This window comes from Fusicatenibacter sp. (assembly GCF_050872605.1).
Lineage (GTDB): Bacteria > Bacillota > Clostridia > Lachnospirales > Lachnospiraceae > Fusicatenibacter.
The window spans coordinates 1-26,709 of the sequence record NZ_JBNMHD010000042.1 but is presented as its reverse complement, the minus strand read 5'-3'; the positions used below and the strand labels follow the sequence as shown (position 1 = coordinate 26,709).

Below are 26,709 nucleotides of genomic sequence, written 5' to 3'. Positions count from 1 at the left end.
TGATTTCCTCATAATAATCGGTAAAGATTCTTTGTAAGATATTCATAAGTCTATTATGCAGGAAAAGAGGAAAAAAAGAAACCCCAACCCCTCAAGATTGAGGGGCAGGGGGAGTTGAATAGGCGAAGCCTATTTTTTACTTTATTTATCTGCTGTGTGTGAAAAGCGTTTACTGCCGGATATACTCGCTGAAGTCCTGCACCACACGGTCCATCAGTTCCATGTTCTGGCGGGAGTATTCCAGGGCGCTCTGACCGATCTGGTTAGTCTGATCAATGCCGGCCTGGATATATTCTTCCGTGAAGCGGAAACTGCCAAGTGATGCAATTAATGTGTCGGCGACACTGTCAAACTGGCCGGACGGGGCAATCACGCCGAACAGATCCATGGCACCACGGCTTGGTGTGATGTCAACGCCGCCGATTTCATAGGAACCGGCATCGACAATCGATCCCTGGAAAATTCCTTTACAGGGCGCGCCTGTGACGGAAGTGAGGTCAGCTTTCAGCATCGACTCCGAAACGGCATACGGCGACAGAAATGTTGTGACGGGCTGCTCGACGATGTTGGAGAGATTATGGACATCCGCAAAGTTATAGGAAGATCCCATAATCGTGTAGTAGGCCGCTTCATATTCATCGAGCCCGTCAAGGCACGCGGTCAGCGTACCCGGTTCGAGAACAGGAAGGTCACTCAGATAGTCATTTCCGCCGCTCATCGCAAGATATCCGTCCTTTCCTTCCTGACTCTTAAAATACGGTCCAAGCTCTCCGTAAAAGAAAATCTGTGCATCCGGGTTCTGCGGATCATAAGCACGGAAACAGAAGCCTGCATAGGCGCCGCCGGTCTCGATGGTCCAGCCTTTCGGGAGCTGCATCGTAAAGTTGCCGCCGTCGTAGGATTCCAGTGTATACGTGCCGGAAGACGAGGAAGATGATGGAGCAGGTGCTACAGAGGATGCATCACCGGAAGATGGCTGGGAACCGGAGTCGCTGGAGGAGGATGGTGATGATGGAAGCGTCACATCCGCAGTATAGGAGTCTGCTGCAAGGCCGCGGATGTTCAGCACCTTCGCAAGACTGCAGTCCACCAGATAAAAGAGTCCGCCCGACTGCTGGGACTGCTGTTTTTTCTGGGAGAGATATTCATCCCATCCCTGAGAATCAAGCTGGATAATCACCCCGCTGTTGTCATCCGTCGTTGCATCAAATGGAAGCGTTGTTGTCTCAATCAGAAAATACTGTCCCGAATTTTCCCACGTCTCGACCGCCACCTGTGCATGGCCCGGTGTGAGGATCAGAAACGGATGCATATTGGCGGACTGCAGGACGCTGGCCATCAGAACGGCCGTCTCAATACAGATTCCGGACTTGCTGTTTAAAACGGCGTCCGGCATCAGCACGCGCTGCGTGGCATCAAACGAGTACGGGCCCATATTGTAGCGGACGCCCATCGCGCTGATGGCACTCTGGATCGCGGCAACCTGATAAAAAGTAACGTATGCTTCCTGCCCCTGTCCGAAACTGTAGCTGTACTGATAGCCGGGAAGTCTCCCATAGTCCCGTCCAAAGTTATTTTCCAGCCAGGAAATTGCATTCCGCCGGACGGCAAGCACGCCGTCTGAATCCGGTGTCATCCAGGCGAGCAGATTATCGTTCTGCACGACACCGAACTCATCGCTGTATGTTTTGTAATCGTAAATGCTGTAGAGCTTGATTGCCTTGCTCTCCTGGGCCAGAACATCGCCGATTGCACAGTCGGTCACTTTCAGAATCAGCTGCGTTTCCTTTGTCGAGGAGAGATTCGGCAGTTCACTTAAAATGGGCGGTTTGATCATCAGATACGTCATTTCCGGGGAAAGCGTAACTTTCTGTTCATAAACCTGGGTAAAACCGGGAATCTCCGCCGTCACCAGAACATCACAGTAGGATTTGTCGGTATACATCAGCAGATTGACGGCAGAATCCGCAGCCGGATACAGGTTCGGGTAAATCTCATCGACCAGCGAATGATAGATAAAAACGATCGAATCCTGCGAAAGATAACTGTTTTCTGGAACTTTCTTCTTTTCGCAGGAAGAGAGAATTTCACTTCCAAAAACCTTCAGATTGTTTTCCAGGACATCCGCGCTGTGCACATATTCCCGCACCATCAGATCCGCGATCTGTTTTTCGTATGCATTTCCTTCGATAGTCACGCGGCTGATGATCTGATCGGCAGAGTAGGAGAGAAGGACATCTCCTGCCGCTGCCGACGATACAGACTGCAGATAGCTGGTCAGCATATCAAAAGCACCTACGTAATGCGTCCAGAGCGTGGAAAGATAGGACGGTGCCGGAAGGGCAAGCAGATTTTCCTTGACGCGGACGGTCGTCGAATACAGATCGCCAAGGTACTGCTGAAAACTGCTCTGTGAGGGATTCGCTGCTTCCAGAAGTTCGAGGGAAGCATCGTACTGCGCCGTATAAAAGGTCAGAGTTTCCTGCATGGCGTTCAGATACAAAAGCATGTCTTCAAAATATTCTTTCTGCTCCTGTTCGATAGTTTTAATGTGTCAGGTTTCATTCCACATTTTCAAAAAATCCCGAAGCTCCGATGGAAGGCGCCCCTTGCGCCAGGCGAGCAGGATTTCCGTTGTAAGGTCTGCGTCCGTGATGGCGCAGGCCTTTAATTGATGGGAAAGCGGCAGCATGGAGGCGGGCAGAAGAGCAATGCCAAGCCCTTTTTCCGCCATCGTCATTGCCGTGCGGGCATCTTCACAGGTCAGATAGATGTCGCAGAACAGACCGGCCTGTTCGAAAGCGGAGAGCATATATTTTCGGTAGCGGTTGGAAAGAATCAGCGGCTGTTCGGCAAGTTCGGTAAGAGAAAGCGTGTCGTGCTCCGCAAAAAGCGGGTGGTCCGGGAGTGCCATGGCGGTGATGCTTTCTTTTAGGAGTGTTTTTGTTTCACAGCCGTTTAAAACGATCGGTGTGCGCAGCGTAGTAAGATCGATCACATGATTTTCCAGCTGATCCTTGAGGGCAAAGGTGGAACCCTCGTGTACATCGAAGTGGATCTGCGGATGCTGTTTTGAAAACCGGAACAGGTAGTCAGAAAGAAGGGACACGGTGGAAGGCGTCATTCCGATGTGCAGAGTTGCCGCCTGGCTGGATTTTACGACTTCGCGTTTCGTAAGATCCGCGAGCATCAGAAGTGTACCCGCCTGCTCGTACAGTGTTTTTCCCGCCTCAGTCAGTGTGATTTTCTTTGTACCGCGCACGAGAAGCGGCACCTGAAGCTCTTCCTCGAGCATTTTAAGCTGATAGCTTAACGGCGGCTGTGTCATATGCAGCATGCGTGCCGCCCCGCTGATGGTTCCGGCGTCCACGATGGCGCGGAAGTATTCGAGCTGTCGAAGTTCCATGGAAATCCTCCTTTGTAAGATGAAACATATAAAAATTGTTTAATTCCAATATAAAAACAATAATTTACATATAGTATATGATATGATATACTGAAAAGCAAGTGAAAAGAAAAGGAATGATAGAACAATGAAACGAATTGATTTCGAACATGGAACCGTAACCGGAAACATTTTAGGGGCAGCGCTCCCGATGCTGGTTGCCCAGATTTTAAGTCTTTTGTACAACATCGTAGACCGCGTTTACATCGCGCGGATCCCAGATGTGGGAACGGCAGCGCTCGGCGCGGTCGGCCTGTGCTTTCCGCTGATCGTTATCATCACGGCATTCAGCAACCTGTTCGGAAGCGGCGGCGCTCCGCTGTTTTCGATCGAGCGCGGAAAAAACAATCCGCAGAAGGCAGAAACGATCATGAATACATCTTATTCCATGGTCTGCGCCTGTGCCGTTGTCCTTATGGTCATCGGCTTTCTGTTTGCCCGTCCGCTGCTGACGCTGTTCGGCGCATCGGCAGATGCGATGGTCTACGCGTATCCTTATATGATGATTTACCTGATCGGAACACTGCCGTCCATGGTTGCGACCGGCATGAACCCGTTTATCAATGCGCAGGGTTATTCAACGGTCGGCATGTTCTCCGTTACGATCGGAGCCGTCGCAAATCTGCTGCTTGACCCGCTGTTTATCTTTGTACTTGGCTTTGGCGTACAGGGTGCCGCGATTGCCACCGTCATTTCCCAGACGCTCTCCGCCGTCTTTGTTCTGTACTTCCTGACCCGGAAAGCGGAGCTGAAAGTACGGTTTGTGCGGAAAAATGAAATTTCCGAGTGCACAGGCTATGCGAAAAATATCGTAAGCCTCGGTACTGCCGGTTTTATCATGCAGCTCACCAACAGCCTTGTCACCATCTGCTGCAACAATGTGCTTTCTGTGACCGGCGGTGATATTTACATATCTGTTATGACGATTGTATCGAGTGTCCGCCAGCTCGTCGAGACCCCGATCTACGCTATGAATGAGGGAACCTCCCCGATCTTAAGCTATAACTACGGCGCTCGCCGCCCGGCCCGCGTTCGTAAGGCTATGTGTGTCATGAGCGCAATGATCCTTGGTTACACGGCAGTGATGTGGAGCGTTATTATTCTGATTCCGCATGTACTGATCGGTATTTTCAGTTCAGACGCTGTATTGATCCAGGATGCGGTACCGGCGCTGAAGCAGTATTTTGCAGCATTTATATTCATGGATCTGCAGTATATCGGCCAGACCGTATTCAAATCACTGAATAAAAAGAAGCAGGCGATCTTTTTCTCCCTGCTCCGCAAAGTATTCATTGTCGTGCCGCTCACCTATCTGATGCCGTACGCGCTCCACATGGGAACTGACGGTGTCTTCCTCGCCGAGCCGGTATCGAATGTAATCGGCGGAAGCCTCTGCTTTATCACCATGCTGGCTCTGGTTCTGCCGGAGCTGAAGCGGATGGAAAAACAGAATATAGCAAAATAAAATAGAATCTGCCAACCCCGTGGAGACAAAAAACTCCGCGGGGTTTCTTTTTGTCTGAATAATCCATAGCTGAAAACTATGCGGCAGTATAAGAGATAGGTATTTGATCTTTTCCCTGTCGGCGTGTAAACTGAAATTAACGATATTAAAAAAAGAGAAGAGGGTTTTTTATGGAAGAAAACAAAATGGGAACAGTCCCGGTCAGCCGTCTGGTGATTTCCATGGGGCTGCCGCTGATGCTGTCGCTGCTGATCAGTTCGCTTTACAACTTTGTAGATTCCGTGTTTGTTGCGCGGGTCTCGGAGGATGCCCTGACAGCGATCTCACTGGCAGCTCCGATGCAGCTGATCGTGTCATCGCTCGGCCTTGGAAATGCCGTCGGCCTGAATGCCGTGATTTCGCGGGCACTCGGAGAAAAGAATCCGAAAAAGGTAAAAGATGCGGCGAGCGCGGCAATTTTTATCGCATTCTGTTCGTGGATCTTAAACTGTATTTTGTGTCTTGCCTTCGCCCGCATGTATTTTGAAAGCCAGTCCGGCGGAAATGAAGCCATTGCAGCGTACGGAATCCAGTATTTAAGTATTTGCATGCTGGCGTCTTTCGGCCAGATGGGAGAGTGGGTCTTTGATCGTTTTGTCATGGCAAGCGGAAAATCGCACCTCTTTATCTTCACGCTGTCCGCCGCATCCCTGACCAATCTGATCCTCGATCCGATTTTCATTTTCGGCTGGTTCGGCCTTCCGCGCATGGAGACGGCAGGAGCTGCACTTGCCACCGTGATCGGTCAGTTCATGGGATGCATTGCCGGAATTCTGATCAACAAAAAATGGAATCCGGAGATTCCGTTTGCCTTCACCTTGAAGCCGGACTGGGAGAGCGTGAGAGAAATCATCAAAGTCGGCTTTCCATCCACGCTGGTGCAGATTTTTACCTCCGTTGTCAACATGGCGATGAATGCGATTGTCATTATGTTCTCGTCTACAGCTGTTGCGGCTTTTGGTATCTGCACGAAAATTCAGAACATCACAACGGTCGGCGTCCACGGTATCACAAATGGTCTGATTCCGATTGTGGCGTACAATTACGGTGCAAAACAAAAAGAACGAATCCGCCAGTCGATCCGTTACGGCATTCTTTACGGCGGCGGACTGTTCCTGATCTTTTTTGCCGTGCTGGAATCCTGCCCGGGATTTGTGCTGAAACTTTTTGATGCCTCCGACAACCTGATGAACATCGGAGTCCCGGCGCTCCGCATTCTTGCTGTCGCCTATCTGCTCTCCATCCCGGGCCTGATTTACCAGGCATCGCTGCAGGGTCTTTCCCTCGGAAAAGAGAGCATGTACATATCCATGACGCGCCAGGCCATCCTGCCGCTGGTATTCGCCTTTCTTCTGAAAAGCTTTGGAAACCTGAATCTGATCTGGGTTTCTTTCGTCCTGGCTGAACTCTGCGGCATCCCGCTTGCCATGATGCTCTGGAAGCGGAAAGGGGAAAAACAGATAAAATTTTAAAAGAGTTGATAAGAAAAAGGCTGTTTCTTGCAAAGGGCAGCCTTTTTGCATACCATAAAATAAGAATACGCCGGAGCTTTGCGATGAACGAGCAGAAAATTCTGACAGGAAAAGGAATTACCGTGGCGGTGCTGGATACAGGGATTTTTCCGCATATTGATTTTGATAACCGGATTGCGGCGTTCCGGGATCTGGTGTACGGGCGGGAGACGCCTTACGATGATAATGGGCATGGGACGCATGTCTGCGGAATCCTCGGCGGAAGCGGAAGAGCATCCGGCGGGAAGTACCGGGGTACGGCACCGGAATGCAGATTTGTGGTAGCAAAAATTCTCGACCGCAGGGGAAACGGCAGAAAGCAGGATATCCTTGCGGCGATTGACTGGGTGTGCAAAGAGCGAATAAGACTTAATATCCGCATTTTAAATATTTCAGTGGGAACAACAGAGCAGGAAAAAACGGTGGATGATCTGCTCGTGCAGGCGGTGGAGCGCGCCTGGGATGACGGGATCACTGTTGTGACAGCGGCCGGAAATCTGGGACCCGCTCCGGGCAGTATTACGGCGCCGGGGAGCAGCAGAAAAGTGATCACCGTGGGAGCGGGCGATCTGCTGGAGCCAAGAAGAGGAATCTCCGGATGCGGCCCAACACGGGACTGCGTCTGCAAACCGGATCTTGTCGCGCCTGGAAAACGTCTCATTTCCTGCGCGCCTGGAAGAAGTAGAAAAGAATATGTGGTGAAGAGCGGCACCTCGATGGCGGCGCCGCGGGTGTCCGGAGCCGTGGCTTTGGCACTTGAACGGGTTCCGGATCTTACCAATGTCCAGGCAAAAATGCTGCTCTGCGAATCGGCAAGAGATCTTGGCCTTCCGCGTAACCGTCAGGGGCATGGAATGCTTCAGACAGACCGTTTTCTTTCACTCCTGTGAGGCGATGCGTGGCAATGCAACAGGAGAAAAATGAAGGAAAATATCGATCATCCTGCAAAAATTGAGCGAATTGATAGGAAAATACCAAAAAATCAGGCGAATTTTGACTTGACAAGCCATTTGATACTTTATACAATAAACGGGAATAGAAAAAGGAGGCCTACTATGGAAAAAATTCAGATGACCACTCCTCTGGTAGAGATGGATGGAGATGAGATGACCAGAATTCTCTGGAAAATGATCAAAGATGAGCTGCTTCTCCCGTTTATTGATCTGAAAACGGAATATTACGATCTTGGACTGGAACACAGAAACGAAACGAACGATCAGGTAACCGTAGATTCCGCAAACGCTACCAAGAAATACGGTGTAGCAGTCAAATGTGCCACCATTACGCCGAATGCAGCGCGTATGACAGAGTACAATCTGAAAGAAATGTGGAAGAGCCCGAACGGAACCATTCGTGCCATGCTCGACGGAACTGTTTTCCGTACCCCGATTGTTGTAAAAGGCATCGAGCCGTGCGTGCGCAACTGGAAAAAACCGATCACGATTGCCCGTCATGCATACGGCGATGTATATAAAAACGCAGAAATCCGGATTCCGGGACCGGGAAAAGCAGAGCTGGTTTATACCGCAGAGGATGGCACCGAGACAAGAGAACTGATTCACAACTTCACCGGCGCTGGTGTCATTCAGGGTATGCACAATCTGGATAATTCCATAGAGAGCTTTGCGAGAAGCTGTTTCGAGTACGCACTGTCCACGAAACAGGATTTGTGGTTTGCAAGTAAGGATACGATTTCCAAGAAGTATGATCATCGCTTTAAGGATATTTTCCAGGAAATTTTCGATGCAGAGTATAAAGGAAAATTCGAAGAGGCAGGCATTACCTACTTCTACACCCTGATCGACGATGCTGTTGCCCGTATCATGAAAGCAGAGGGTGGCTTTATCTGGGCATGCAAAAACTACGATGGTGATGTCATGAGTGATATGGTGTCCTCCGCATTCGGTTCCCTTGCGATGATGACTTCGGTTCTCGTATCTCCGCATGGATATTACGAGTACGAGGCTGCGCACGGAACCGTACAGCGCCACTATTACCGTCACTTAAAAGGCGAGGAAACATCCACCAACTCCGTGGCCACCATTTTTGCATGGACCGGCGCACTCAGAAAACGCGGAGAAATGGATGGAAACGCAGAACTTTCCGCATTTGCAGAACGTCTGGAAAAAGCAACGATCGCAACGATCGAGAGCGGAAAGATGACAAAGGACCTTGCGCTGATCACCACCATGGAAAATCCGACCGTATTAAACAGCCGTGATTTCATCCTGGCCATCCGCGAGGAGTTGGAGAAATAATCAAACGAAGCAGAAAAAGAAAGTCGATCCGGCATTCCCACAAAAAAGGATGTACCGGATCGGCTTTTTCTGTTGCCAAGCATATCAATAATTGGTCCAGTGGACCAATTTTGATTTTACACTTTTCCGGGGAAAGCCAGGCTTACTCGGCAAGCTCTTCCCATTTTTCATACAGCTCTTCAAGTTCTGCGGCGATTTCCGCTTTCTCTTTGCTTAATTTCACACATTCTGCGACATTTGTTGCGACTTCCGGCTTTGACATTTCTTCATCAATTTCCGAATCGCGTGTCTCGAGCTCTTCAATTCGTTTTTCCGTCTTTTTCAGCTCGTTCTCTTTCTTTCGGAGGCGTGCCTGTTCTTCTTTCTGCGCCTTCCAGTCCAGCTTGGTGGAGGAGGCGTCGGAAGGAGCAGATGTTTCTTCCGGTGCGGCGGCATCGACAGCAGGCGCATAAATGCGGGTCAGTTCTTCTTTTTTCTCCAGATAGTAATCGTAATTTCCGATATAATTCACAAGTGTCTGTCCCGTCAGCTCCAGAATCCGGGTTGCGGTCTGATTGATAAAGTAACGGTCGTGGGACACGTACAGCACTGTTCCGGTGTAATCTTTCAGCGCGTTTTCCAGAATCTCCTTCGAGACGATATCGAGGTGGTTGGTCGGCTCGTCGAGGATCAGGAAGTTGGCGTTCGAGAGCATCAGCTTGGCAAGGGAAATTCGTCCGCGCTCACCGCCGCTCAAGGTATGAATCGGTTGGAAGACATCGTCGTTTGTAAACAGGAAGGCGGCCAGCACATTTCGGATTTCGGTGTTTGTCAGATACGGATACGCGTCGGAAATTTCCTGGAAAATGGTCTTTTCCATGTGGAGCACCTGATGCTCCTGATCGTAGTAACCGATCTGTACACGGCTTCCAAGTGTAAAAGAGCCGGCATCCGGTCGGATGACTTCGTTTAAGATCTTTAAGATCGTCGTTTTTCCCGTTCCGTTGTTTCCGATGATTGCGACGCGCTCCCCGCGCTTGATTTCGAAATTCAGATCCTGGAAAAGCGTCTGTCCCGGGAAGGCTTTGGAGAGATGCTCGACGGTCAGCACATCGTTTCCGCTGGTGATGCGCGGTTCCAGACGGATCCGCATATCGGAGCGTACTTCGGTCGGCTTTTCCAGCACATCCATTTTGTCCAGCATCTTTTCACGGCTCTCGGCGCGCTTGATGGATTTTTCCCGGTTGAAGGATTTCAGCTTTGCGATGACTTCCTCCTGATGATGGATTTCCTGCTGCTGGTTGACCCAGGCGTGGTAAGCGGCCTCGCGGAGCATTGCTTTTTTCTGACTGTAGGCGGTATAGTTTCCCTCAAAAGTTGTTACTTTTTTATTGTCCACCTCAACGACTTTTGTGACAACGCGGTCGAGAAAGTAACGGTCATGGGAGACGATCAGGACGGCTCCGCTGTAATTTAAAAGATACGTCTCGAGCCAGGAGATCGAGTCCATATCGAGGTGGTTGGTCGGCTCGTCGAGCAGAATGATGTCCGGTTTGGTGAGCAGCAGTTTACCAAGTGCCACGCGGGTCTTCTGACCGCCGGAGAGGGAGTCCACCTGTTTTTCAAAATCGCTCTCGGAAAAGCCAAGACCTTTTAAAACACCGACGACTTCACTGCGGTACGCGTATCCGTTTTCCAGTTCAAAGGTATGGGAGAGGCGGGTGTAGGTGGAAAGAAGTTCATCCAGCTCTGCACCGGATTTTGTCTTCATATCGCTTTCCATCTGACGGAGGCGTTCCTCCATATCGATCAGATTCTGTTTCGCGGTCAGCACTTCCTGGTAAATGGAAAGGTGTCCGGTCAGATCCTGATGCTGGGCGAGATAGCCCATCGTCTTTCCTTTGGAGAGGATGACCTCTCCCTCATCGGCCCTCATTTCGCCGATGATGATTTTTAACAGCGTCGATTTTCCGGCACCGTTGATGCCGACCAGTGCGGCTTTTTCGCGTTCTTCTATATGAAAAGATGCATTTTTGATAATTTCCGTTGTCCCGAATGCTTTCGAGATATTCTGACATGCAAGAATCATGTGGTTCCTCCAGATAACATATTTTGACATAATACACCATCCTTATTATAGAGAGTAATACACAAAATTTCAAGAAATCTTTGACAATTTTCTATCAACCATATATAATATGAGTATATGCAGGTGTAAATAAGGAGGAATTTATCTTGGAAGAAAAAGGAATTTCGCGGGCAGTTATCAAAAGACTTCCTAGATATTATCGTTACCTGGGCGAATTGCTGGAGGACGGAGTAGAACGGATCTCTTCCGGTGAGCTGAGCGAGCGGATGAAAGTGACAGCTTCCCAGATTCGCCAGGATTTAAATAATTTCGGCGGCTTCGGCCAACAGGGATATGGTTATAACGTGCGGTATCTGTACAGTGAGATTGGAAAAATCTTAGGTCTGGACAGAGTCCACAATATGATTTTTGTCGGAGCCGGAAATCTGGGACAGGCGCTTGCAAATTACGCGGCCTTTGAAAGAAGCGGATTCAAAACAGTCGGTATTTTTGACGTCAACCCGGTATTAAAAGGAATTTCCGTGCGCGGAATTGAAATCCGCATGGCGGACGAGCTTCCGGAATTTATCAAGGAGCACAACGTAGAGATCGCAGCTCTGACACTGCCGAAAGCAAAAGCGGTAGAGATGGCAGAGATCCTCGTGGATAATGGTGTGAAAGCAATCTGGAATTTTGCACATACCGATCTGAACTTAAAACTTCCGAAAGATGTGATCGTAGAGAATGTCCATCTTTCCGAAAGTCTGATGCGTCTCTCCTACAATCTGACCAGATATGAGGCGGAGCATCCAAAGAACAATTAAGAAACAAAAAACAAAAGCAGGAGAGTCTTCGGGAAACCGGAGGCTTTTTCTGTTAAGTCCCCGGAAGATGCGGGAAAAGGAGGAGAAGCGATGAAACGGATTCTTACAGCAGCACAGATGAAGCAGGCAGACCGAAATACCATGGAAACGATGGAAGTGCCGTCCCTGGTACTGATGGAGCGCGCGGCGCTGTCCTGTGTGGAGGAGCTTCAAAATGGAACATGGGATACAGGAAAAGTTCTTGCCGTGTGCGGTCCCGGAAATAATGGCGGAGACGGTGCGGCAATTGCCCGGATTTTAAAGACGAAAGGGGTGGATGCGGAACTGTTCTGTCTTGGAAATCCGGAAAAATACAGTGAAGGCATGAGAGCACAGAAGAAAATTGCGGAAAATTATGGGGTCCGTGAGGTTAAGAATCCGGATTTCCGGGAATATACTGTTATCATAGATGCCATCTTTGGAATTGGCGTATCCCGCCCGCTGGCAGGGGAGTACCGGAGAGCAGTGGAAGCAATCTGCGCAAGCGGCGTCCCCGTTCTCGCCGTGGACATCCCTTCGGGGATCCACACGGATACCGGAGAGGTCCTTGATGCGGCGGTGAAAGCCAGAGCCACGGTGACATTTGCCTGTGCAAAGCCAGGGCTTCTTTTTGATCCCGGAAAACGATATGCCGGAGAGGTCCTGGTCCGTGACATCGGAATCGGCTTTGATGCAGGAGAAGAGGAGACGCCCTGGTACGGTTCGGTGGAAAAAGAAGATCTGGACCGGTTTCTTACCCGCACGCCGATGGGAAATAAGGGAACCTTCGGAAAGGTGCTGGTACTTGCCGGTTCCGGTGCCATGTGCGGAGCCGCTGTTTTGTGTGCCAGGGCAGTCCTTGCATCCGGTGCCGGCATGGTAAAGGTTGTGACAGAGGAAAGAAACCGTACGCCGCTTTTCTGTGCCCTGCCGGAAGCAATGGCGGATTTCTGGAAGGAGGATGAGCCGCTTCTGGAAGAAGCCCTGCTGCAGGATCTCGCCTGGGCGGACGCTGTTGTTGCGGGACCGGGACTTTCAAAAAGCCGGACGGCAAAAGAACTGCTCGTTTTTACGGTGCAGCACACAGAAGTTCCCCTTATTCTGGATGCAGATGCGCTGAACCTGATTGCAGAAGATGCAGAGATTCTTTCGGGCTGCCGGGCAGAAAAAATTTTAACGCCTCATGTAGGAGAGCTTGCACGGCTGCTGCACACGACCATTGCAGAATGCCAGCGTGACCCGGCAGGAAGCGCCGGAAGGGCCGCCGAAAAATACCAGGCCTGCTGTGTACGAAAGGATTCCGTAACCGTGACAGCAGAGGAAGGGCGTGAGCAGTATTACATAAACACAAGCGGAAGCAGTGCGCTTGCGACGGCGGGAAGCGGCGATGTGCTCGCGGGAATCACAGGCGCCTTTGCAGCGAAACGTCAGTGTGAAAAAAATGAGAAAAAAATCAGCCTTGCCAAAACAGCGGCACTGGCGGCATATGCGCATGGAAAAGCGGGAGAGGCTGCGGAAGAAAAAAGCAGTGCTTCCTATGTAACAGCATCCGAGATTATCAGAGGATTGCAGTCAATCTGAGCAAAGCAGATCAGAATCACGGGTTCCCAAAAGGACTCCGGGCGGACTTTTTTGAAGCGCCGGATGAAATTTGTGAATACCTCCGGAAAAACAGGCAATATTAAATACATGGAAACGATTTTAAAAGGCGTAAAACGCCGGATCGTTATCGTATGGGAAAGCAAAACGGAAAGAATCGGAGAGTGAGCACAAGTGGTAATCAAGCGTGGCGATGTATATTATGCCGACCTGCGGCCCGTTGTGGGAAGTGAGCAGGGCGGTGTCCGTCCGGTGCTGATCATTCAGAATGACATCGGCAACCGGCACAGTCCGACGGTGATCTGTGCGGCGATTACATCGAGGATGAATAAGGCGAAGCTGCCGACACACATTGAGATCGAAGCGTCCGCCTATGGGATTGTACGGGATTCCGTCATTTTACTGGAACAGCTTCGGACGATCGATAAGAGAAGGCTGAAAGATAAAATCTGTCATCTGACGCCGGAACAGCTGGCCCTTGTGAACGAAGCACTGAAAATCAGCCTGGATCTGCCTACATAAGGGGCATTTTTGGCGCGGTTCACGGTTGACGAATGAGAAAGATCGTGCTATATTTTATATTATATGGGCTTCTGCCGCTTTTCGGGGAAACCTTTTTACAGAAAAGTAATACTTTAAATAAAGGAGACAAAAGAGGTATGTCAGGACATTCAAAATTTGCCAATATTAAGCATAAGAAAGAAAAAAACGACGCAAAGAAAGGTAAAATCTTTACCATTATCGGCCGTGAGATCGTAATCGCTGTCAAAGAGGGCGGACCGGATCCGGCAAACAACAGCAAGCTGCGTGACGTTATCGCAAAAGCAAAAGCAAACAACATGCCGAACGATACCATCGACCGCGGTATTAAAAAAGCTGCCGGAGATGCAAACGCAGACAACTACGAGCGTATCACCTACGAAGGTTATGGCCCGAATGGTATCGCGATCATCGTAGAGACTCTGACCGACAACAAGAACCGTACCGCAGCAAACGTAAGAAGCGCTTTCACCAAAGGAAACGGAAGCGTTGGAACACCGGGATGCGTATCCTACATGTTCGACAAAAAAGGCCAGATCATCATCGACAAAGAAGAGTGCGAAATGGATGCTGACGATCTGATGATGCTTGCTCTGGATGCAGGTGCAGAAGACTTCGCAGACGAAGAGGACAGCTACGAAATCATTACCGATCCGGATGACTTCTCCGCAGTACGTGAGGCGCTGGAGAAAGACGGTATCGCCATGGCAGAGGCAGACGTTACCATGATCCCACAGACCTACGTAGAGCTGACCGATCCGCAGGCATTAAAAGACTTGAACCGTACCCTGGATCTGCTGGATGACGACGACGACGTACAGTACGTATACACCAACCTGGACGAGTAATTTCGCTGGAAATTACATAGAATCATAAGAATCTGCGCATACTGATGAAGCTATTTTGGAATAGCAGAAAAGAGGAAATCCGTATGGCAGAATCACAGAAAAACCAGCCAGAAAAAGAAAATATTGTAGAACTGAAGACCAACATTTATCTGCTGTCCATCATCGGCGAGGTGGAGGGGCATGAATCACTCGGCGAGCGCACGAAAGCGACGCGCTATGAGCACATTCTCCCTGCTCTTGCCCGTGCCGAGGAGGACAAAAGTATTGATGGTCTTCTGATTCTCCTGAATACCGTAGGCGGAGATGTGGAGGCCGGTCTTGCAATTGCAGAGATGATTGCGTCCATGCGAAAGCCTGCGGTATCGCTCGTTTTAGGAGGCGGTCATTCGATCGGTGTCCCGCTCGCAGTTGCAGCAGACTATTCGCTGATCGTGCCGAGTGCCACCATGGTCATTCACCCGGTGCGTACAAACGGCATGTTCATCGGTGTTGCACAGACGTACCGTAATATGGAAAAGACGCAGGATCGGATCACAGGTTTTGTATCGGCCCATTCTAAAATCACCAAGGAACGGCTCGAGGAGCTGATGCTCGATACGAAAACGCTGGTCAAGGATGTCGGAACAATGCTGGACGGCCCGCAGGCAGTGGAAGAGGGCCTGATCGACGAGGTCGGCGGCATTGCCCGTGCGCTCGAAAAGCTGAATGAACTGATGAAACATGCAGCAGGGACAGAAAATTGACTTCACAGCGCGGCTTGTGTTTCAGGGGATTTTGTGTTAGAATGAGTTCGCTGTGAAAATTCGAACGGAAGTTTTGTCCGGGCTTTCACAAAAGAGAAAAATAAGGGAACAGGATAAAAAAATGACAGTAATAGAAGCTTTATTTCTGGGCCTGATCCAGGGAATCACGGAATTCCTGCCGATCAGCAGCTCCGCACATCTGATTATCTTCCGTCACTTTATGAAGATCGAAGATACGCAGACGGTGTTTTTTAATGTGCTTTTGCACTTTGGCTCCATGATTGCAATTCTGCTCACGTTTTCGAAGGAATGGAAACGTCTCTTCCTCGCGCTGTGCGGAATCGTAATTGATCTGTTTCATAATTTAAAGGAACACTTTTCCAGTCAGCATCAGGAGAGAAAGCAGTACCGGAAGGTGCTCGGCAGCAACTACCGTATGCTCGCTTTCCTGCTGATCCTGACCACCATCCCGACTGCCGTGATCGGCGGCATGATTCAGAGCCTTGTCACACTGACCTCCTCGAATCTGCTGGCACCTGGCGTTGGTCTGTATCTGACGGCGATTCTGCTTGTGGTGGCAGATATGCTTCCGGAGGGAGAAAAAACGCAGAAAAATTTGAAGCCGAAAGATGCACTGATTGCCGGATTCTTCCAGGGCTTTTCCACGATTCCGGGTCTTTCCCGTCTTGGTTCGACTATTTCCGCGTGTGTGATCGGCGGCATGACCCGTTCGTACGCTGTGAAATACTCTCTGATTGCGAGCGTTCCGGCGATTATCGGGGCAACCATCGTTGAACTTGCGACCATGGGAAAAAATAAAATTGTCTTTCATCCGGTATATCTGGTTGGCGTTTTCATGGCGGCAATTGCCGGTTACTTTACGATCCGCATTCTGATGCGTGTGGTGAAAAAACGGAAACTGAAATATTTTGCTTTGTACTGTCTTCTTGTCGGGACATTCTCCATTGCAGGATATTTTCTGCTGTAATACGAGAAAGGGGAGAAGTTCTGCATGGCAAATACAACAAAGGGAAGCGGGAAGACAAAGAAAAAGACTTCTGCTTCCGGAACAGCAAAAAAGAAACAGACCCAAACAACGGCCAGAAAAACAACGGCGAAAAAGAGCAGTACCGCAAAACGCACCTCCGGCACAAGGAAAAACACAGTCCGTGAGCCGATGGACGAGGGAGTGCGCGCAGAAATTATTCTGCTTTCCGTGCTTGCCGTTTCGATTCTGCTGATGCTCAGTAATTTCGGCATGGGCGGCGTGATCGGACAGGCTGTCTGCGACTTCTTTTTCGGTCTTTTCGGCGTGACAGAGTGGGCAGCACCAGTTCTGATCTTCTTTGGAACAGCATTTTACATAGCAAACAGACAGAACTTTTTAATTGTGAGGAAGACCGGGGGAGCGATCAGCTGCTTCGTCTTTTTCTGCGCTTTTATGCAGCTTCTGACGTCCGGCTATACGAGAGATACGACATTTCTGGATTACTATTTTGACAGCGCCTACGATCATCTCGGTGGAGGAATCTTAGGCGGTTCTGTCGTGAAAATTCTCGGGATGGGCTTTGGACAGATCGGCGCGTGGGTGATTATTGTCATCGCCATCGTGATTTCCGTGATTGTGATGACACAGAAGCCGATTCTCGCACCGCTCCATGAAAAGACAAATGACCACCGCCGGATGGCGGAGGAGCGCCGCCAGGAGCGTCTGGCGCGCCAAGCTGCGATGGAGGAAGAGGAAAGCCGTGAGCTGATTCTTGAGCCAGTGGAGGAGCCGAAAAAAGCTGAGAAGAAAAAGAAATCCCGTCTTCTTTCCCATGTGGAATCCAAAGCAGACTTAAATGAGAACGACGATACCCATCAGATGGAGATGCCGGAGCTTTCGATTCACCGTGGTTCTGTGCCGGCTGAAGAGCCGGAAAAAACAGAACCAGAGATGACACGGCAAGCAGCAGAAGAGGCGAAAAAAGAGAAAACATCCGCGGATCATACGAGAAATCCGCGGTCTTCCCGCGAAGAGATTGAGGCGGATGTAGACGGCATTCGTCAGGAAATTGGAAAAAAAGCAGAGGAAAAACGGCCGGAGTATAAGACACCGCCGATGAACCTGCTGAAAAAAGGAACGCGTGGTGCGATGGGCGATTCCGATGCACACCTGCGGGAAGTAGCGCGGAAGCTGGAAGAGACGCTGGACAGCTTCGGTGTCAAAGTTACAGTCAACAACGTAAGCTGCGGACCGACCGTCACACGGTACGAGCTGATGCCGGAACAGGGAGTGAAAGTAAGCCGGATTGTCGGACTGACAGACGATATCAAGCTGAGTCTTGCAGCAGCAGATGTCCGCATCGAGGCGCCGATCCCGGGAAAATCCGCAGTCGGCATTGAGGTTCCGAATAAGACGAACACTGCCGTGATGCTGCGTGATCTTCTCGAAACACCGGAGTTTAAGAACTTTTCTTCGAATCTGGCTTTTGCTGTCGGAAAAGACATCGCCGGACAGCCGGTCATCGCGGATATTGCCAAAATGCCGCACCTTTTGATCGCCGGTGCGACCGGTTCCGGTAAATCGGTCTGCATCAACACATTGATTATGAGTATCATCTATAAGGCAAAACCGGAAGACGTTAAACTGATTATGATCGACCCGAAGGTCGTTGAGCTTTCTGTTTATAACGGCATTCCGCACCTTTTTATCCCTGTTGTCACAGACCCGAAAAAGGCTTCCGGAGCTCTGAACTGGGCGGTTGCGGAGATGACAGAACGTTATAACAAATTTGCAGAATTCAACGTGCGCGATATGAAAGGCTACAATGCGAAAGTTGCCGAGCTGCCGCCGGATGAAAACGGCAAAAAACCGGAAAAACTGCCGCAGATCGTCATTATCGTGGACGAGCTTGCCGACCTGATGATGGTTGCGCCGGGAGAAGTGGAGGATGCGATCTGCCGTCTGGCACAGCTTGCCCGTGCAGCCGGTATCCATCTGATTATTGCAACACAGAGACCTTCCGTCAACGTCATCACTGGCCTCATCAAGGCAAATATGCCGTCTCGTATTGCGTTCTCGGTTTCTTCCAGTGTCGATTCCCGTACGATCCTCGACATGGGCGGTGCGGAAAAACTGCTTGGAAAGGGCGATATGCTCTACAAGCCGCAGGATTACCAGAAGCCGGCCCGTCTGCAGGGATCCTTTGTTTCGGATAAAGAGGTCAGCGATGTCGTTGCCTACTTAAAAGATCACTACGGCGAGAACGCTTATGATCCGGATATCGAAAAACGGATTCACTCCGTAAGCCTGGATGGCAGTTCCGCAGCAGGCGGCGGAGATGACCGCGATAATTACTTCGTGGAAGCCGGAAAATTCATCATTGAAAAAGATAAGGCATCGATCGGCATGCTCCAGAGAGTGCTGAAAATCGGTTTCAACCGCGCGGCCAGAATCATGGACCAGCTCGCGGATGCCGGAGTCGTAGGACCGGAAGAAGGCACCAAGCCGAGAAAAGTTCTGATGTCCATGGAACAGTTCGAAAATTATCTGGAGGAACACGGATGATGGGAAAAGATGTTGTCCGTTGTTTACAAATAACCGGAAACGTGATAAAGTATTAACATAAAATGCGCGAAAATCCCAATCGTGCTTTTGTTAAAATATTTCTAACAAGATTAGGAGGATATTATGTACAAGATTCAAGAAGCGGAAATGCTCGCGAATAACATCTACCGTATGGTAGTAGAAGCACCGCGAGTAGCACAGCACTGCCTCCCTGGACAGTTTGTTATTGTCAAGGCAGATGAAGAAGGAGAAAGAATTCCTCTGACCATTTGTGATTACGACAGAGAAGCAGGAACTATCACCATCGTATTCATGCCGATCGGAGAATCTACAAAAAAAATGAAAGATCTCAAAGCGGGAGATGCTTTCATGGATTTCGTAGGACCTCTGGGACAGCCGTCCGAGTTCTGCAGCGAAGATATCGAAGAGCTGAAGAAAAAACGGATCGTATTCGTAGCCGGCGGTGTTGGAACTGCACCGGTTTACCCGCAGTTAAAATGGCTGCATGAGCATGGAATCACTGCTGACGCCATTGTCGGAGCAAAAACAAAAGATCTCGTGATTCTCGAGAAAGAAATGTCTGCTGTCAGCAATCTGTACATAACCACAGACGATGGTTCTTACGTAAGAAAAGGTATGGGTACCGATGTACTCCGCGACCTTGTACAGAACCAGGGCAAACAGTATGACGTCTGTGTTGCCATCGGACCGATGATCATGATGAAATTCGTATGTCTTCTGACAAAAGAACTGAACATCCCGACCGTTGTCAGCATGAACCCGATCATGGTAGACGGAACCGGTATGTGCGGTGCCTGTCGTCTAATGGTAGGCAATGAAGTAAAATTTGCCTGCGTAGACGGACCGGAGTTTGACGGTCATCTGGTAGACTTCGACCTGGCTATGAAACGTCAGCAGATGTACAAGACAGAAGAGGGAAGAGCTCTCTTAAGATACCAGGAAGGCGCAACCCATCACGGTGGATGCGGCCAGTGCGGAGGTGACAAATAATGGCAAAGGGATTAAACAGAGTACCGGTACGTGAGCAGGAGCCGAAGGTACGTGCCACAAATTTTGACGAGGTATGTCTCGGATACAACAAAGACGAAGCAGTAGAAGAAGCACAGCGCTGCCTGGGCTGTAAAAATGCAAAATGTATCACAGGATGCCCGGTTAATATCAACATTCCGGCATTCATTGCACAGGTAAAAGAAGGAAACTTCGAGGAAGCATACAAAATTATCGGTGAGTCCAGTGCGCTTCCGGCAGTCTGCGGCCGTGTATGTCCGCAGGAGAGCCAGTGCGAGGGCAAATGTGTCCGCGGCATCAAAGGCGACGCTGTTTCCATCGGTAAACTGGAGCGTTTCGTTGCTGACTGGGCAAAAGAAAACGGTATCAAACCGGTTCCGGCAGCAGAGAAAAACGGTCACAAGATCGCGGTTATCGGTTCCGGCCCTGCAGGTCTTACCTGCGCAGGAGACCTTGCAAAACTTGGCTACGATGTAACCATCTTCGAGGCACTTCACAAAGCCGGCGGTGTATTAAGCTACGGTATTCCGGAGTTCCGTCTTCCGAAAGACAAAGTAGTTGCCGCTGAAATCGAGAATGTAAAATCTCTCGGTGTTAAAATCGAGACCAACGTTATCATCGGAAAATCCGTTACTATTGACGAGCTGTTAAAAGACGAAGGATTTGAAGCTATCTTCATCGGTTCCGGTGCAGGTCTTCCGATGTTCATGGGAATCCCGGGCGAGAACGCAAACGGCGTATTCTCCGCAAACGAGTTCCTGACCAGAAACAACCTGATGAAAGCATTCCGCGATGATTACGATACCCCGATCGCACACGGCAAGAAAGTTGCTGTAGTCGGCGGCGGCAACGTAGCCATGGACGCTGCAAGAACCGCACTTCGTCTCGGCGCAGAGGTACACGTTATCTACCGTCGTTCTGAGGCAGAACTTCCGGCCCGTGCAGAGGAAGTTCATCATGCAAAAGAGGAAGGTATCATCTTCGACCTTCTGACCAACCCGGTAGAAATTCTGACCGACGACAAAGACTGGGTAACCGGTATCCGCTGCATCCGCATGGAGCTTGGCGAGCCGGACGCTTCCGGAAGAAGAAGACCGGTTGAGATTCCAGGATCTGAGTTCGAAATTGAAGTAGACGAAGTTATCATGTCTCTTGGTACTTCCCCGAACCCGCTGATTTCTTCCACCACCTACGGTCTGGATGTCAACAGAAGAAAATGTATCGTAGCTGAGGAAGAAACCGGAAAGACCAGCAAAGAGGGCGTTTACGCCGGCGGTGACGCTGTAACAGGTGCAGCAACCGTTATCCTTGCTATGGGTGCCGGAAAAGCCGGAGCTAAAGGAATTGATGAGTATATCAAAAGCAAAAATGCATAAGGCATTGCTTTTCTAAACTAAAAGCCATATAGACGCGGACAAAAAGTGATCTATATGGCTTTTGGTGTTTTTGACAGATATCCGAAAGGGTTAAAAAATTTAGAATGAAAATTACAGTATTGACAGTAGGAAAAATCAAAGAAAAATATCTACGGGATGCGATTGCCGAGTATTCCAAGCGCCTCAGCCGCTATGCAAAGCTGGAAATTATCGAGGTGGCGGATGAAAAGACACCGGACAACGCGAGTGAAACCGTAGAGACAAATATCAAAAACAAAGAAGCAGAGCGCCTTCTCAAATATATCCGGGATGACGCTTATCTGATTACATTGGAAATTAAGGGAAAACAGCTCACATCCGAGGATCTGGCCCAGAAAATAGATACGCTCGGCGTGCAGGGAACAAGCCACATTATTTTTGCGATCGGCGGTTCCTTAGGGCTTGGCGAGGAAGTTCTGAAGCGCTCGAACTATGCGCTCAGTTTTTCGAAAATGACATTTCCGCATCAGCTGATGCGGGTTATTCTGCTGGAACAGATTTACCGGAGTTACCGCATTAACTGCGGGGAGCCATACCACAAATAGCTGCGAATAAGAGAGGTGTGATTGTGATGCGTGAAATGCGTTTAAAAAAGCGGGAGATTACAGATCCTGAAATTTTAAGAGAAATTCTGGAAAGCTGCGAGGTTGTGCGGATCGGAGCGATGGACGAGGAAGGCATGTTTATTGTGCCGATGAATTATGGATATGATGTCCGGGAAGAAGATGGAACTCTTCACGTCTGTCTGTACCTGCACGGGGCAAAAGAAGGGCGGAAGGCAGCTGCATTTGCAGCGGATCCGCGCGTGGCGGTGGAGATGGATTACAACCATGAGGTGATTACGGGTGACTATACGTGCGCGTATTCCTATGCGTACCGCAGTATCATGGGAAATGGAATCATCACGGAGGTGGCAGATCCGGAGGCGAAGAAGAAAGGCCTGGAAAAAATCATGGCGCATATCGCACCGGAGGCGAAGATCGCTTTTCTGCCGGAGATGGTGGAGCGCGTTGCTGTATGGCGCATAGACATCGATACATTTACCGGCAAAGAGCGCAGACGAAAATAGAGTGTTCGAAGCTCCGCAGGCGGCAGACGGAAAAAGACAGCAGAAAGGACAGCAGAAATGATTAAAATTGATCTGATTACAGGCTTCCTTGGCTCAGGGAAGACGACTTTTTTGAAACAGTATGCAAAGTATCTGATGGCGCAGGGAAAGAACATCGGCATCCTGGAGAATGATTTTGGGGCAGTCAATGTGGATATGCTGCTTCTGCAGGAACTGCGCGGCGATCAGTGCGAGCTGGAGATGATTTCCGGCGGATGCGACAAAGAGACACACCGCAGACGGTTCCGCACGAAACTGATCTCGATGGGTATGAGCGGCTACGACCGCATTCTCGTGGAACCGTCGGGGATTTACGATGTGGATGAGTTCTTTGACACGCTGTACGACGAGCCGCTGAACCGCTGGTATGAGGCGGGAAGCGTTATCACGATTCTGGATGCCGGGCTCGATGAGAAGCTGTCGGAGGAAGAAGAGTATCTGCTGGCTTCCGAGGCAGCGAACGCTGGTAAAATCGTGCTGAGCAAAGTACAGAATGTTTCGGAGGAAAAGAAAGAAGAAACGATTGCCCATCTGAACCGCGCGCTCGAGCAGGCAGGCTGCAGAAGACAGTTTTCTGATGCAGAAATTTTACAGAAAAACTGGGATGATCTGACAGAGGATGATTTCAAAATGCTCTCCGAATGCAGTTACCGTTCGGAAGATTACAGGAAGCTGGATTTCGGCGAGCAGCAGACGTTTGATTCACTCTGTTTTCTGGAGCCTAAGATTACAGAGGATGCGCTGAAAAAGGCGGCAGAAGCAATCTTTGCGGATCCGGCGTGCGGAAATGTATTCCGAATCAAGGGAATTGTAAAAACGGGCGAATGTGAGTGGAGCGAAATCAATGCGACGCGGGAACAGATGACATTCCAGGCAGTGCCGGAGAGCCAGGAAGTGCTGATTGTAATCGGCGCGGGGCTTTCGAAAGAGCGGATTAGTGGAATTCTCGGAATTGAGTAAAAAATGGAGCATGACGGAAAGGGGTATTTTCCATCATGCTCCTGCTGGTTGGGCTAAATAGCAGTTACTGTGAAATGCGCTGCCGTTCTGACAGTGTTGGGAACGGAATGATTTTGGAATCCCGTGCATCATCCGGTGTACAAAGAGCAGTCAACGGCTGCGGCTGATTTTCCATGGTCTGGAAGGAGAGAATGCCATCTTTCCATAAAACGACATCATCCGGTGAATGGACGGCAAAATAGCGGTGCAGCACATCGAAAAGAGAGGATGGAACTGCCGCAAGATCGTGCCCGGGATCGCTGGAATATAGAAAGATCCGGCTTCCCGGAAAACGGCGGGAATGGATACCGGCAGAGGGAGCGGTAAAATCCGGGTTTCCGGTAAAATAGAAGGATCTGCTCGCGGGTCCGGAAAACGGAATAGACAGCGTTGTGGAAACAACTGGCGCTTCTTCTGCAAGGGCTGGCTGCTTCTGAAATTTGCACAGGAATGGTATATTTTGAAAAAATGTATATTTCTTTCTCATAAGACTCACCTTTCAGCCGGAAAAGATCTGGCATTTGGCAGGGCGGATGTTATCGTTTACTTTAATTTTATCTTATCAGAAGTGCAGAAATAACAGGGTTAAACATTTGTAAAAAGCGTGTAAAACATCTTAAAGAGAAAGAAAAGGGAGGGGGAATCATATGGAACAGGAAGTAATGCAGGCCATTCGGGCAGAACTGGAAAGCAATATAGATGCAAAATACCGGGAATTTCACAGCTCTCTTGTTCCGGGACAGAACTGTCGGATTCTTGGTGTCCGCATTCCGGTTTCGCGGCGGATTGCAAAAGCGACAGCAAGAGACCAGTATGAAGTTTATACCGAACAGTTTAATCCGGAAGTCTACGAGGAGCTTCTGATCCGCGGAATGATGATCGGCTACGGAAAGCTGACCCGTGAAGAACAGACGGCAGAACTGGACCGCTTCGTGCCGATGATCAACAGCTGGGGAATCTGTGACAGCTCCTGTGCAACGTACCATTTTATGAAGAAAGACCATGAGTATTGGTATGGATATCTGCAGAAATGGCTGAAAAGCAGCCGGGAATATGAAATCCGGTTTGGTGTTGTGTGTCTGCTGGACTTTTTTATCAACGAAGCGTATATCGATGCTGTGCTGGAGGAGATGAAAAAGATTCATCACGATGGCTATTACGTAAAAATGGCCGTCGCCTGGGCGGTATCGATCTGTTATATTCATTTTCCGGAAAAGACACAGAAACTGCTGAAAGAAAACAGTCTCGATGACTGGACACATAACAAAACAATTCAGAAAATCAGAGAGTCGCTGCGGATCAGCAAAGAAGAAAAAGAGATGCTGAAAACCTGGAAGAGATAAAAAGAAAACCGTATCGCCGCGTTTCGAATATCGCAGCAATACGGTTTTCTTTCTCTTTTTTGAACTTATTCGTCCCATCCCTCAAAAAGCCGGATGTTGACGGCAATATTTCTTGCAATTTCACCTTCGCTTTTCCCGAGATCTGCCACATCCGATACCGGCGGAAAATCAGGTTCTTCTTCCGTCAGTTCCAGAGAGATCCAGTCATAGGCGGAGTGAATGGCATCTTCCAGCGCCTCGTCGAGGGTATCCCCTTTTGCATAGCAGCAGGCGAGATCTGGAAAATAACCTTCGTAGGTTCCCTGTTCGGTTTTATGAAAAACGGCTGGATAAGTAAATTTCATAGTGTTTCTTCCTTCTTCCTTTTCTTTTTCACGGAAATTCTTTTTTATCGTAGCACTTTTTCTCAAAAGATACAATGCCTAAAATACAATTGATCGTATTTGTAATCTATGCTAGAATGAAAAACAGATAATTGGAAAATACAAATGAAACCAAGGGAGGATTTCTCTTTGATAAAAGTAATTTTATGGGACATCGACGGAACACTTCTGAATTTTAAGATGTCGGAACGGTATGCAATTGATTACTGTTTCAACAAGTTTCATATGGGAACCTGCACAGACGAAATGCTGCAGCGCTACAGTGTGATCAACCGCGGCTACTGGGAGCGGCTGGAGACGGGAGAGCTTACGAGAGAACAGGTGATGCTTGGACGGTTCCATGAATTTTTTGAATCGGAAGGGCTTCCGACGGATCAGGTAAAAGATTTCAATGATGAATACCAGATCCGCCTCGGTGATAAGGCTTTCTTCTGCAACCACGGAGATGAACTGGTAAAACAGCTGAAATCTGCCGTAAAACAGTATGCAGTAACAAATGGAACCACTGTTGCACAGGAGCGCAAACTCCGTCTTTCCGGACTTGACCAGCTTCTGGACGGTGTTTTTATCTCGGAGCAGGTCGGTGTGGACAAGCCGCAGAAGGCTTTTTTTGATGCGGTATGGAACGAAATCGGAAGTTATGCACCGGATGAGGTTGTGATCGTCGGCGACTCCCTTACAAGTGATATCCGCGGCGGAAAAAATGCAGGAATCCTGACCTGCTGGTACAACCCGGATCATCTTCCGAACAAAATCGGAGTGACCCCGGACTGCACCATTGACAACCTTCAGGATATCCTTTCGTATCTGGATGAAAGCAGGTGATTTGCTAATGAGAACACGCGTATTACAGGAAAAAAATTATGCGGAGCGGATGCAGAATGGTGTGGAGCCGTATCTCGCTGCTCATGCAGAAGAATTTTACTGGGAAAGGGAGAGCAGTCATCCGATTCATGTTCTTCGTTACCGTGCGTTCCGCCCGAGAGGTGTTGTTGTAATCTCACATGGTTTTACGGAAAATGCGGAGAAATATAAAGAGATCGTGTATTATTTTATCAAAGAGCATTTTCATGTTTATCTGCCGGAACACTGCGGCCATGGAAAGAGCTACCGTCTGGTGGAGGATCTGTCGCTTGTTTATGTCGATTCCTACCATCGTTATGTAGAAGATCTGCTCTTTGTTGTACGAAAAGCAAAAGCAGAGGCATGCGGTCTTCCGCTCGTTCTCTATTCTCACTCGATGGGCGGCGGAATTGCAGCAGCAGCGGCCGCCAAAGCGCCGCATCTGTTCCGGAAAGTGGTCTTGAGTTCACCGATGATCCGTCCGCTGACCGGAAAAGTGCCGTTCGCGGATGCAAAACGGATCGCAGCTTTTGCCTGTGCTACAGGACGCGGCACCCAGTACGTGGCGGGACAGAAGCCGTATCAGGGAATCGAAAGCTTTGAACACAGTTCGTCCCTCTCCCGTCCGCGCCAAATGATTGATATTCAATATGATATTACAATTATAGGCGGACGTAAAGTATCACGTCCCTACCGGGT

Annotated in this window: 25 protein-coding genes; 20 read left to right on the top strand and 5 right to left on the bottom strand. The window is 49.4% G+C overall.

All coding sequences use genetic code 11. From position 1 onward, the window contains the following. Positions 1-169: 169 nt before the first annotated feature. Both ACY2VT_RS11835 and ACY2VT_RS11830 read right to left on the bottom strand, forming a co-directional pair. Entirely contained in the window at positions 170-2,509 is a 2,340-nt protein-coding gene (locus tag ACY2VT_RS11835) for a transglutaminase-like domain-containing protein (RefSeq protein ID WP_461880035.1), read from the bottom strand. 45 nt (positions 2,510-2,554) lie between these two features. Further along, a complete protein-coding gene (locus ACY2VT_RS11830) occupies positions 2,555-3,406 on the bottom strand; it encodes a LysR family transcriptional regulator (RefSeq protein ID WP_461880034.1) in 852 nt (283 codons plus the stop codon). Positions 3,407-3,533: 127 nt separating this feature from the next. Between ACY2VT_RS11830 and ACY2VT_RS11825 the strand changes: the two genes are divergently transcribed. The 4 genes from ACY2VT_RS11825 (at position 3,534) to ACY2VT_RS11810 (ending at position 8,718) form a co-directional block, all read left to right on the top strand. Then, positions 3,534-4,910 carry an MATE family efflux transporter gene (locus tag ACY2VT_RS11825; protein ID WP_461873027.1) on the top strand — a complete coding sequence of 459 codons (1,377 nt, stop codon included), beginning with the start codon at positions 3,534-3,536 and terminating at the stop codon, positions 4,908-4,910. 170 nt (positions 4,911-5,080) lie between these two features. After that, positions 5,081-6,421 carry an MATE family efflux transporter gene (locus ACY2VT_RS11820; RefSeq protein WP_461880033.1) on the top strand — a complete coding sequence of 447 codons (1,341 nt, stop codon included), beginning with the start codon at positions 5,081-5,083 and terminating at the stop codon, positions 6,419-6,421. Between the two features lie 83 nt (positions 6,422-6,504). Further along, complete coding sequence (locus tag ACY2VT_RS11815; protein ID WP_055217985.1) at positions 6,505-7,350, top strand: S8 family peptidase; 846 nt, start codon at positions 6,505-6,507, stop codon at positions 7,348-7,350. A 165-nt stretch (positions 7,351-7,515) separates the two neighbouring features. Further along, positions 7,516-8,718, top strand: coding sequence for an NADP-dependent isocitrate dehydrogenase (locus tag ACY2VT_RS11810; RefSeq protein ID WP_461880032.1), 1,203 nt, complete (start codon positions 7,516-7,518; stop codon positions 8,716-8,718). Positions 8,719-8,860: 142 nt separating this feature from the next. On the opposite strand, the gene ACY2VT_RS11805 is transcribed toward ACY2VT_RS11810, so the two are convergent. Next, positions 8,861-10,786, bottom strand: a complete 1,926-nt coding sequence (locus ACY2VT_RS11805) for an ABC-F family ATP-binding cassette domain-containing protein (RefSeq protein ID WP_461880031.1) — start codon at positions 10,784-10,786, stop codon at positions 8,861-8,863. Between the two features lie 146 nt (positions 10,787-10,932). Between ACY2VT_RS11805 and ACY2VT_RS11800 the strand changes: the two genes are divergently transcribed. The 13 genes from ACY2VT_RS11800 (at position 10,933) to ACY2VT_RS11740 (ending at position 23,402) form a co-directional block, all read left to right on the top strand. After that, entirely contained in the window at positions 10,933-11,589 is a 657-nt protein-coding gene (locus ACY2VT_RS11800) for a redox-sensing transcriptional repressor Rex (protein WP_349142855.1), read from the top strand. Positions 11,590-11,679: 90 nt separating this feature from the next. Further along, positions 11,680-13,188 (top strand): NAD(P)H-hydrate dehydratase, encoded by a 1,509-nt coding sequence (locus ACY2VT_RS11795; RefSeq protein WP_461880030.1) that lies wholly within the window; start codon positions 11,680-11,682, stop codon positions 13,186-13,188. Positions 13,189-13,251: 63 nt separating this feature from the next. Then, positions 13,252-13,374 carry a hypothetical protein gene (locus ACY2VT_RS11790; RefSeq protein ID WP_256372849.1) on the top strand — a complete coding sequence of 41 codons (123 nt, stop codon included), beginning with the start codon at positions 13,252-13,254 and terminating at the stop codon, positions 13,372-13,374. 6 nt (positions 13,375-13,380) lie between these two features. Further along, positions 13,381-13,728, top strand: a complete 348-nt coding sequence (locus tag ACY2VT_RS11785) for a type II toxin-antitoxin system PemK/MazF family toxin (protein WP_022462572.1) — start codon at positions 13,381-13,383, stop codon at positions 13,726-13,728. A gap of 137 nt (positions 13,729-13,865) precedes the next feature. Continuing rightward, a complete protein-coding gene (locus ACY2VT_RS11780; RefSeq protein WP_022462571.1) occupies positions 13,866-14,594 on the top strand; it encodes a YebC/PmpR family DNA-binding transcriptional regulator in 729 nt (242 codons plus the stop codon). Between the two features lie 83 nt (positions 14,595-14,677). After that, entirely contained in the window at positions 14,678-15,337 is a 660-nt protein-coding gene (locus tag ACY2VT_RS11775; protein ID WP_461873023.1) for a ClpP family protease, read from the top strand. Between the two features lie 121 nt (positions 15,338-15,458). Next, a complete protein-coding gene (locus ACY2VT_RS11770) occupies positions 15,459-16,325 on the top strand; it encodes an undecaprenyl-diphosphate phosphatase (RefSeq protein WP_461880029.1) in 867 nt (288 codons plus the stop codon). A gap of 24 nt (positions 16,326-16,349) precedes the next feature. Continuing rightward, complete coding sequence (locus ACY2VT_RS11765; protein WP_461880028.1) at positions 16,350-18,890, top strand: FtsK/SpoIIIE family DNA translocase; 2,541 nt, start codon at positions 16,350-16,352, stop codon at positions 18,888-18,890. A gap of 123 nt (positions 18,891-19,013) precedes the next feature. Then, a complete protein-coding gene (locus tag ACY2VT_RS11760) occupies positions 19,014-19,901 on the top strand; it encodes a sulfide/dihydroorotate dehydrogenase-like FAD/NAD-binding protein (protein ID WP_055217977.1) in 888 nt (295 codons plus the stop codon). Then, complete coding sequence (gene gltA, locus ACY2VT_RS11755) at positions 19,901-21,295, top strand: NADPH-dependent glutamate synthase (protein ID WP_461880027.1); 1,395 nt, start codon at positions 19,901-19,903, stop codon at positions 21,293-21,295. The genes ACY2VT_RS11760 and gltA overlap by 1 nt, the downstream gene beginning before the upstream one ends. A 104-nt stretch (positions 21,296-21,399) precedes the next feature. Continuing rightward, the gene (gene rlmH, locus ACY2VT_RS11750; RefSeq protein WP_461880026.1) at positions 21,400-21,879 is read left to right on the top strand and encodes a 23S rRNA (pseudouridine(1915)-N(3))-methyltransferase RlmH; all 480 of its coding nucleotides are present in this window, start codon (positions 21,400-21,402) and stop codon (positions 21,877-21,879) included. A 26-nt stretch (positions 21,880-21,905) separates the two neighbouring features. Then, on the top strand, positions 21,906-22,403 hold the full coding sequence (locus ACY2VT_RS11745; RefSeq protein ID WP_461880025.1) for a pyridoxamine 5'-phosphate oxidase family protein: 498 nt from the start codon (positions 21,906-21,908) through the stop codon (positions 22,401-22,403). 57 nt (positions 22,404-22,460) lie between these two features. Then, entirely contained in the window at positions 22,461-23,402 is a 942-nt protein-coding gene (locus ACY2VT_RS11740) for a GTP-binding protein (protein ID WP_461880024.1), read from the top strand. Positions 23,403-23,466: 64 nt separating this feature from the next. Here the strand turns inward: ACY2VT_RS11740 and ACY2VT_RS11735 are convergent, their stop codons facing one another. Beyond that, positions 23,467-23,928: a hypothetical protein gene (locus ACY2VT_RS11735; RefSeq protein WP_461880023.1), complete on the bottom strand. Its 462-nt coding sequence runs from the start codon at positions 23,926-23,928 to the stop codon at positions 23,467-23,469. 160 nt (positions 23,929-24,088) lie between these two features. Here ACY2VT_RS11735 and ACY2VT_RS11730 point away from each other — a divergent pair, with 160 nt between their 5' ends. After that, on the top strand, positions 24,089-24,784 hold the full coding sequence (locus ACY2VT_RS11730; RefSeq protein ID WP_461880022.1) for a DNA alkylation repair protein: 696 nt from the start codon (positions 24,089-24,091) through the stop codon (positions 24,782-24,784). A gap of 65 nt (positions 24,785-24,849) precedes the next feature. Here ACY2VT_RS11730 and ACY2VT_RS11725 read toward each other — a convergent pair whose 3' ends face one another. After that, entirely contained in the window at positions 24,850-25,128 is a 279-nt protein-coding gene (locus tag ACY2VT_RS11725) for a type II toxin-antitoxin system HicB family antitoxin (protein ID WP_055228190.1), read from the bottom strand. Between the two features lie 168 nt (positions 25,129-25,296). Between ACY2VT_RS11725 and ACY2VT_RS11720 the strand changes: the two genes are divergently transcribed. Beyond that, positions 25,297-25,992: a YjjG family noncanonical pyrimidine nucleotidase gene (locus ACY2VT_RS11720; RefSeq protein ID WP_461880021.1), complete on the top strand. Its 696-nt coding sequence runs from the start codon at positions 25,297-25,299 to the stop codon at positions 25,990-25,992. 7 nt (positions 25,993-25,999) lie between these two features. After that, positions 26,000-26,709 (top strand): alpha/beta fold hydrolase (locus ACY2VT_RS11715; RefSeq protein ID WP_461880020.1); only part of this gene is annotated, 710 nt, incomplete at its 3' end.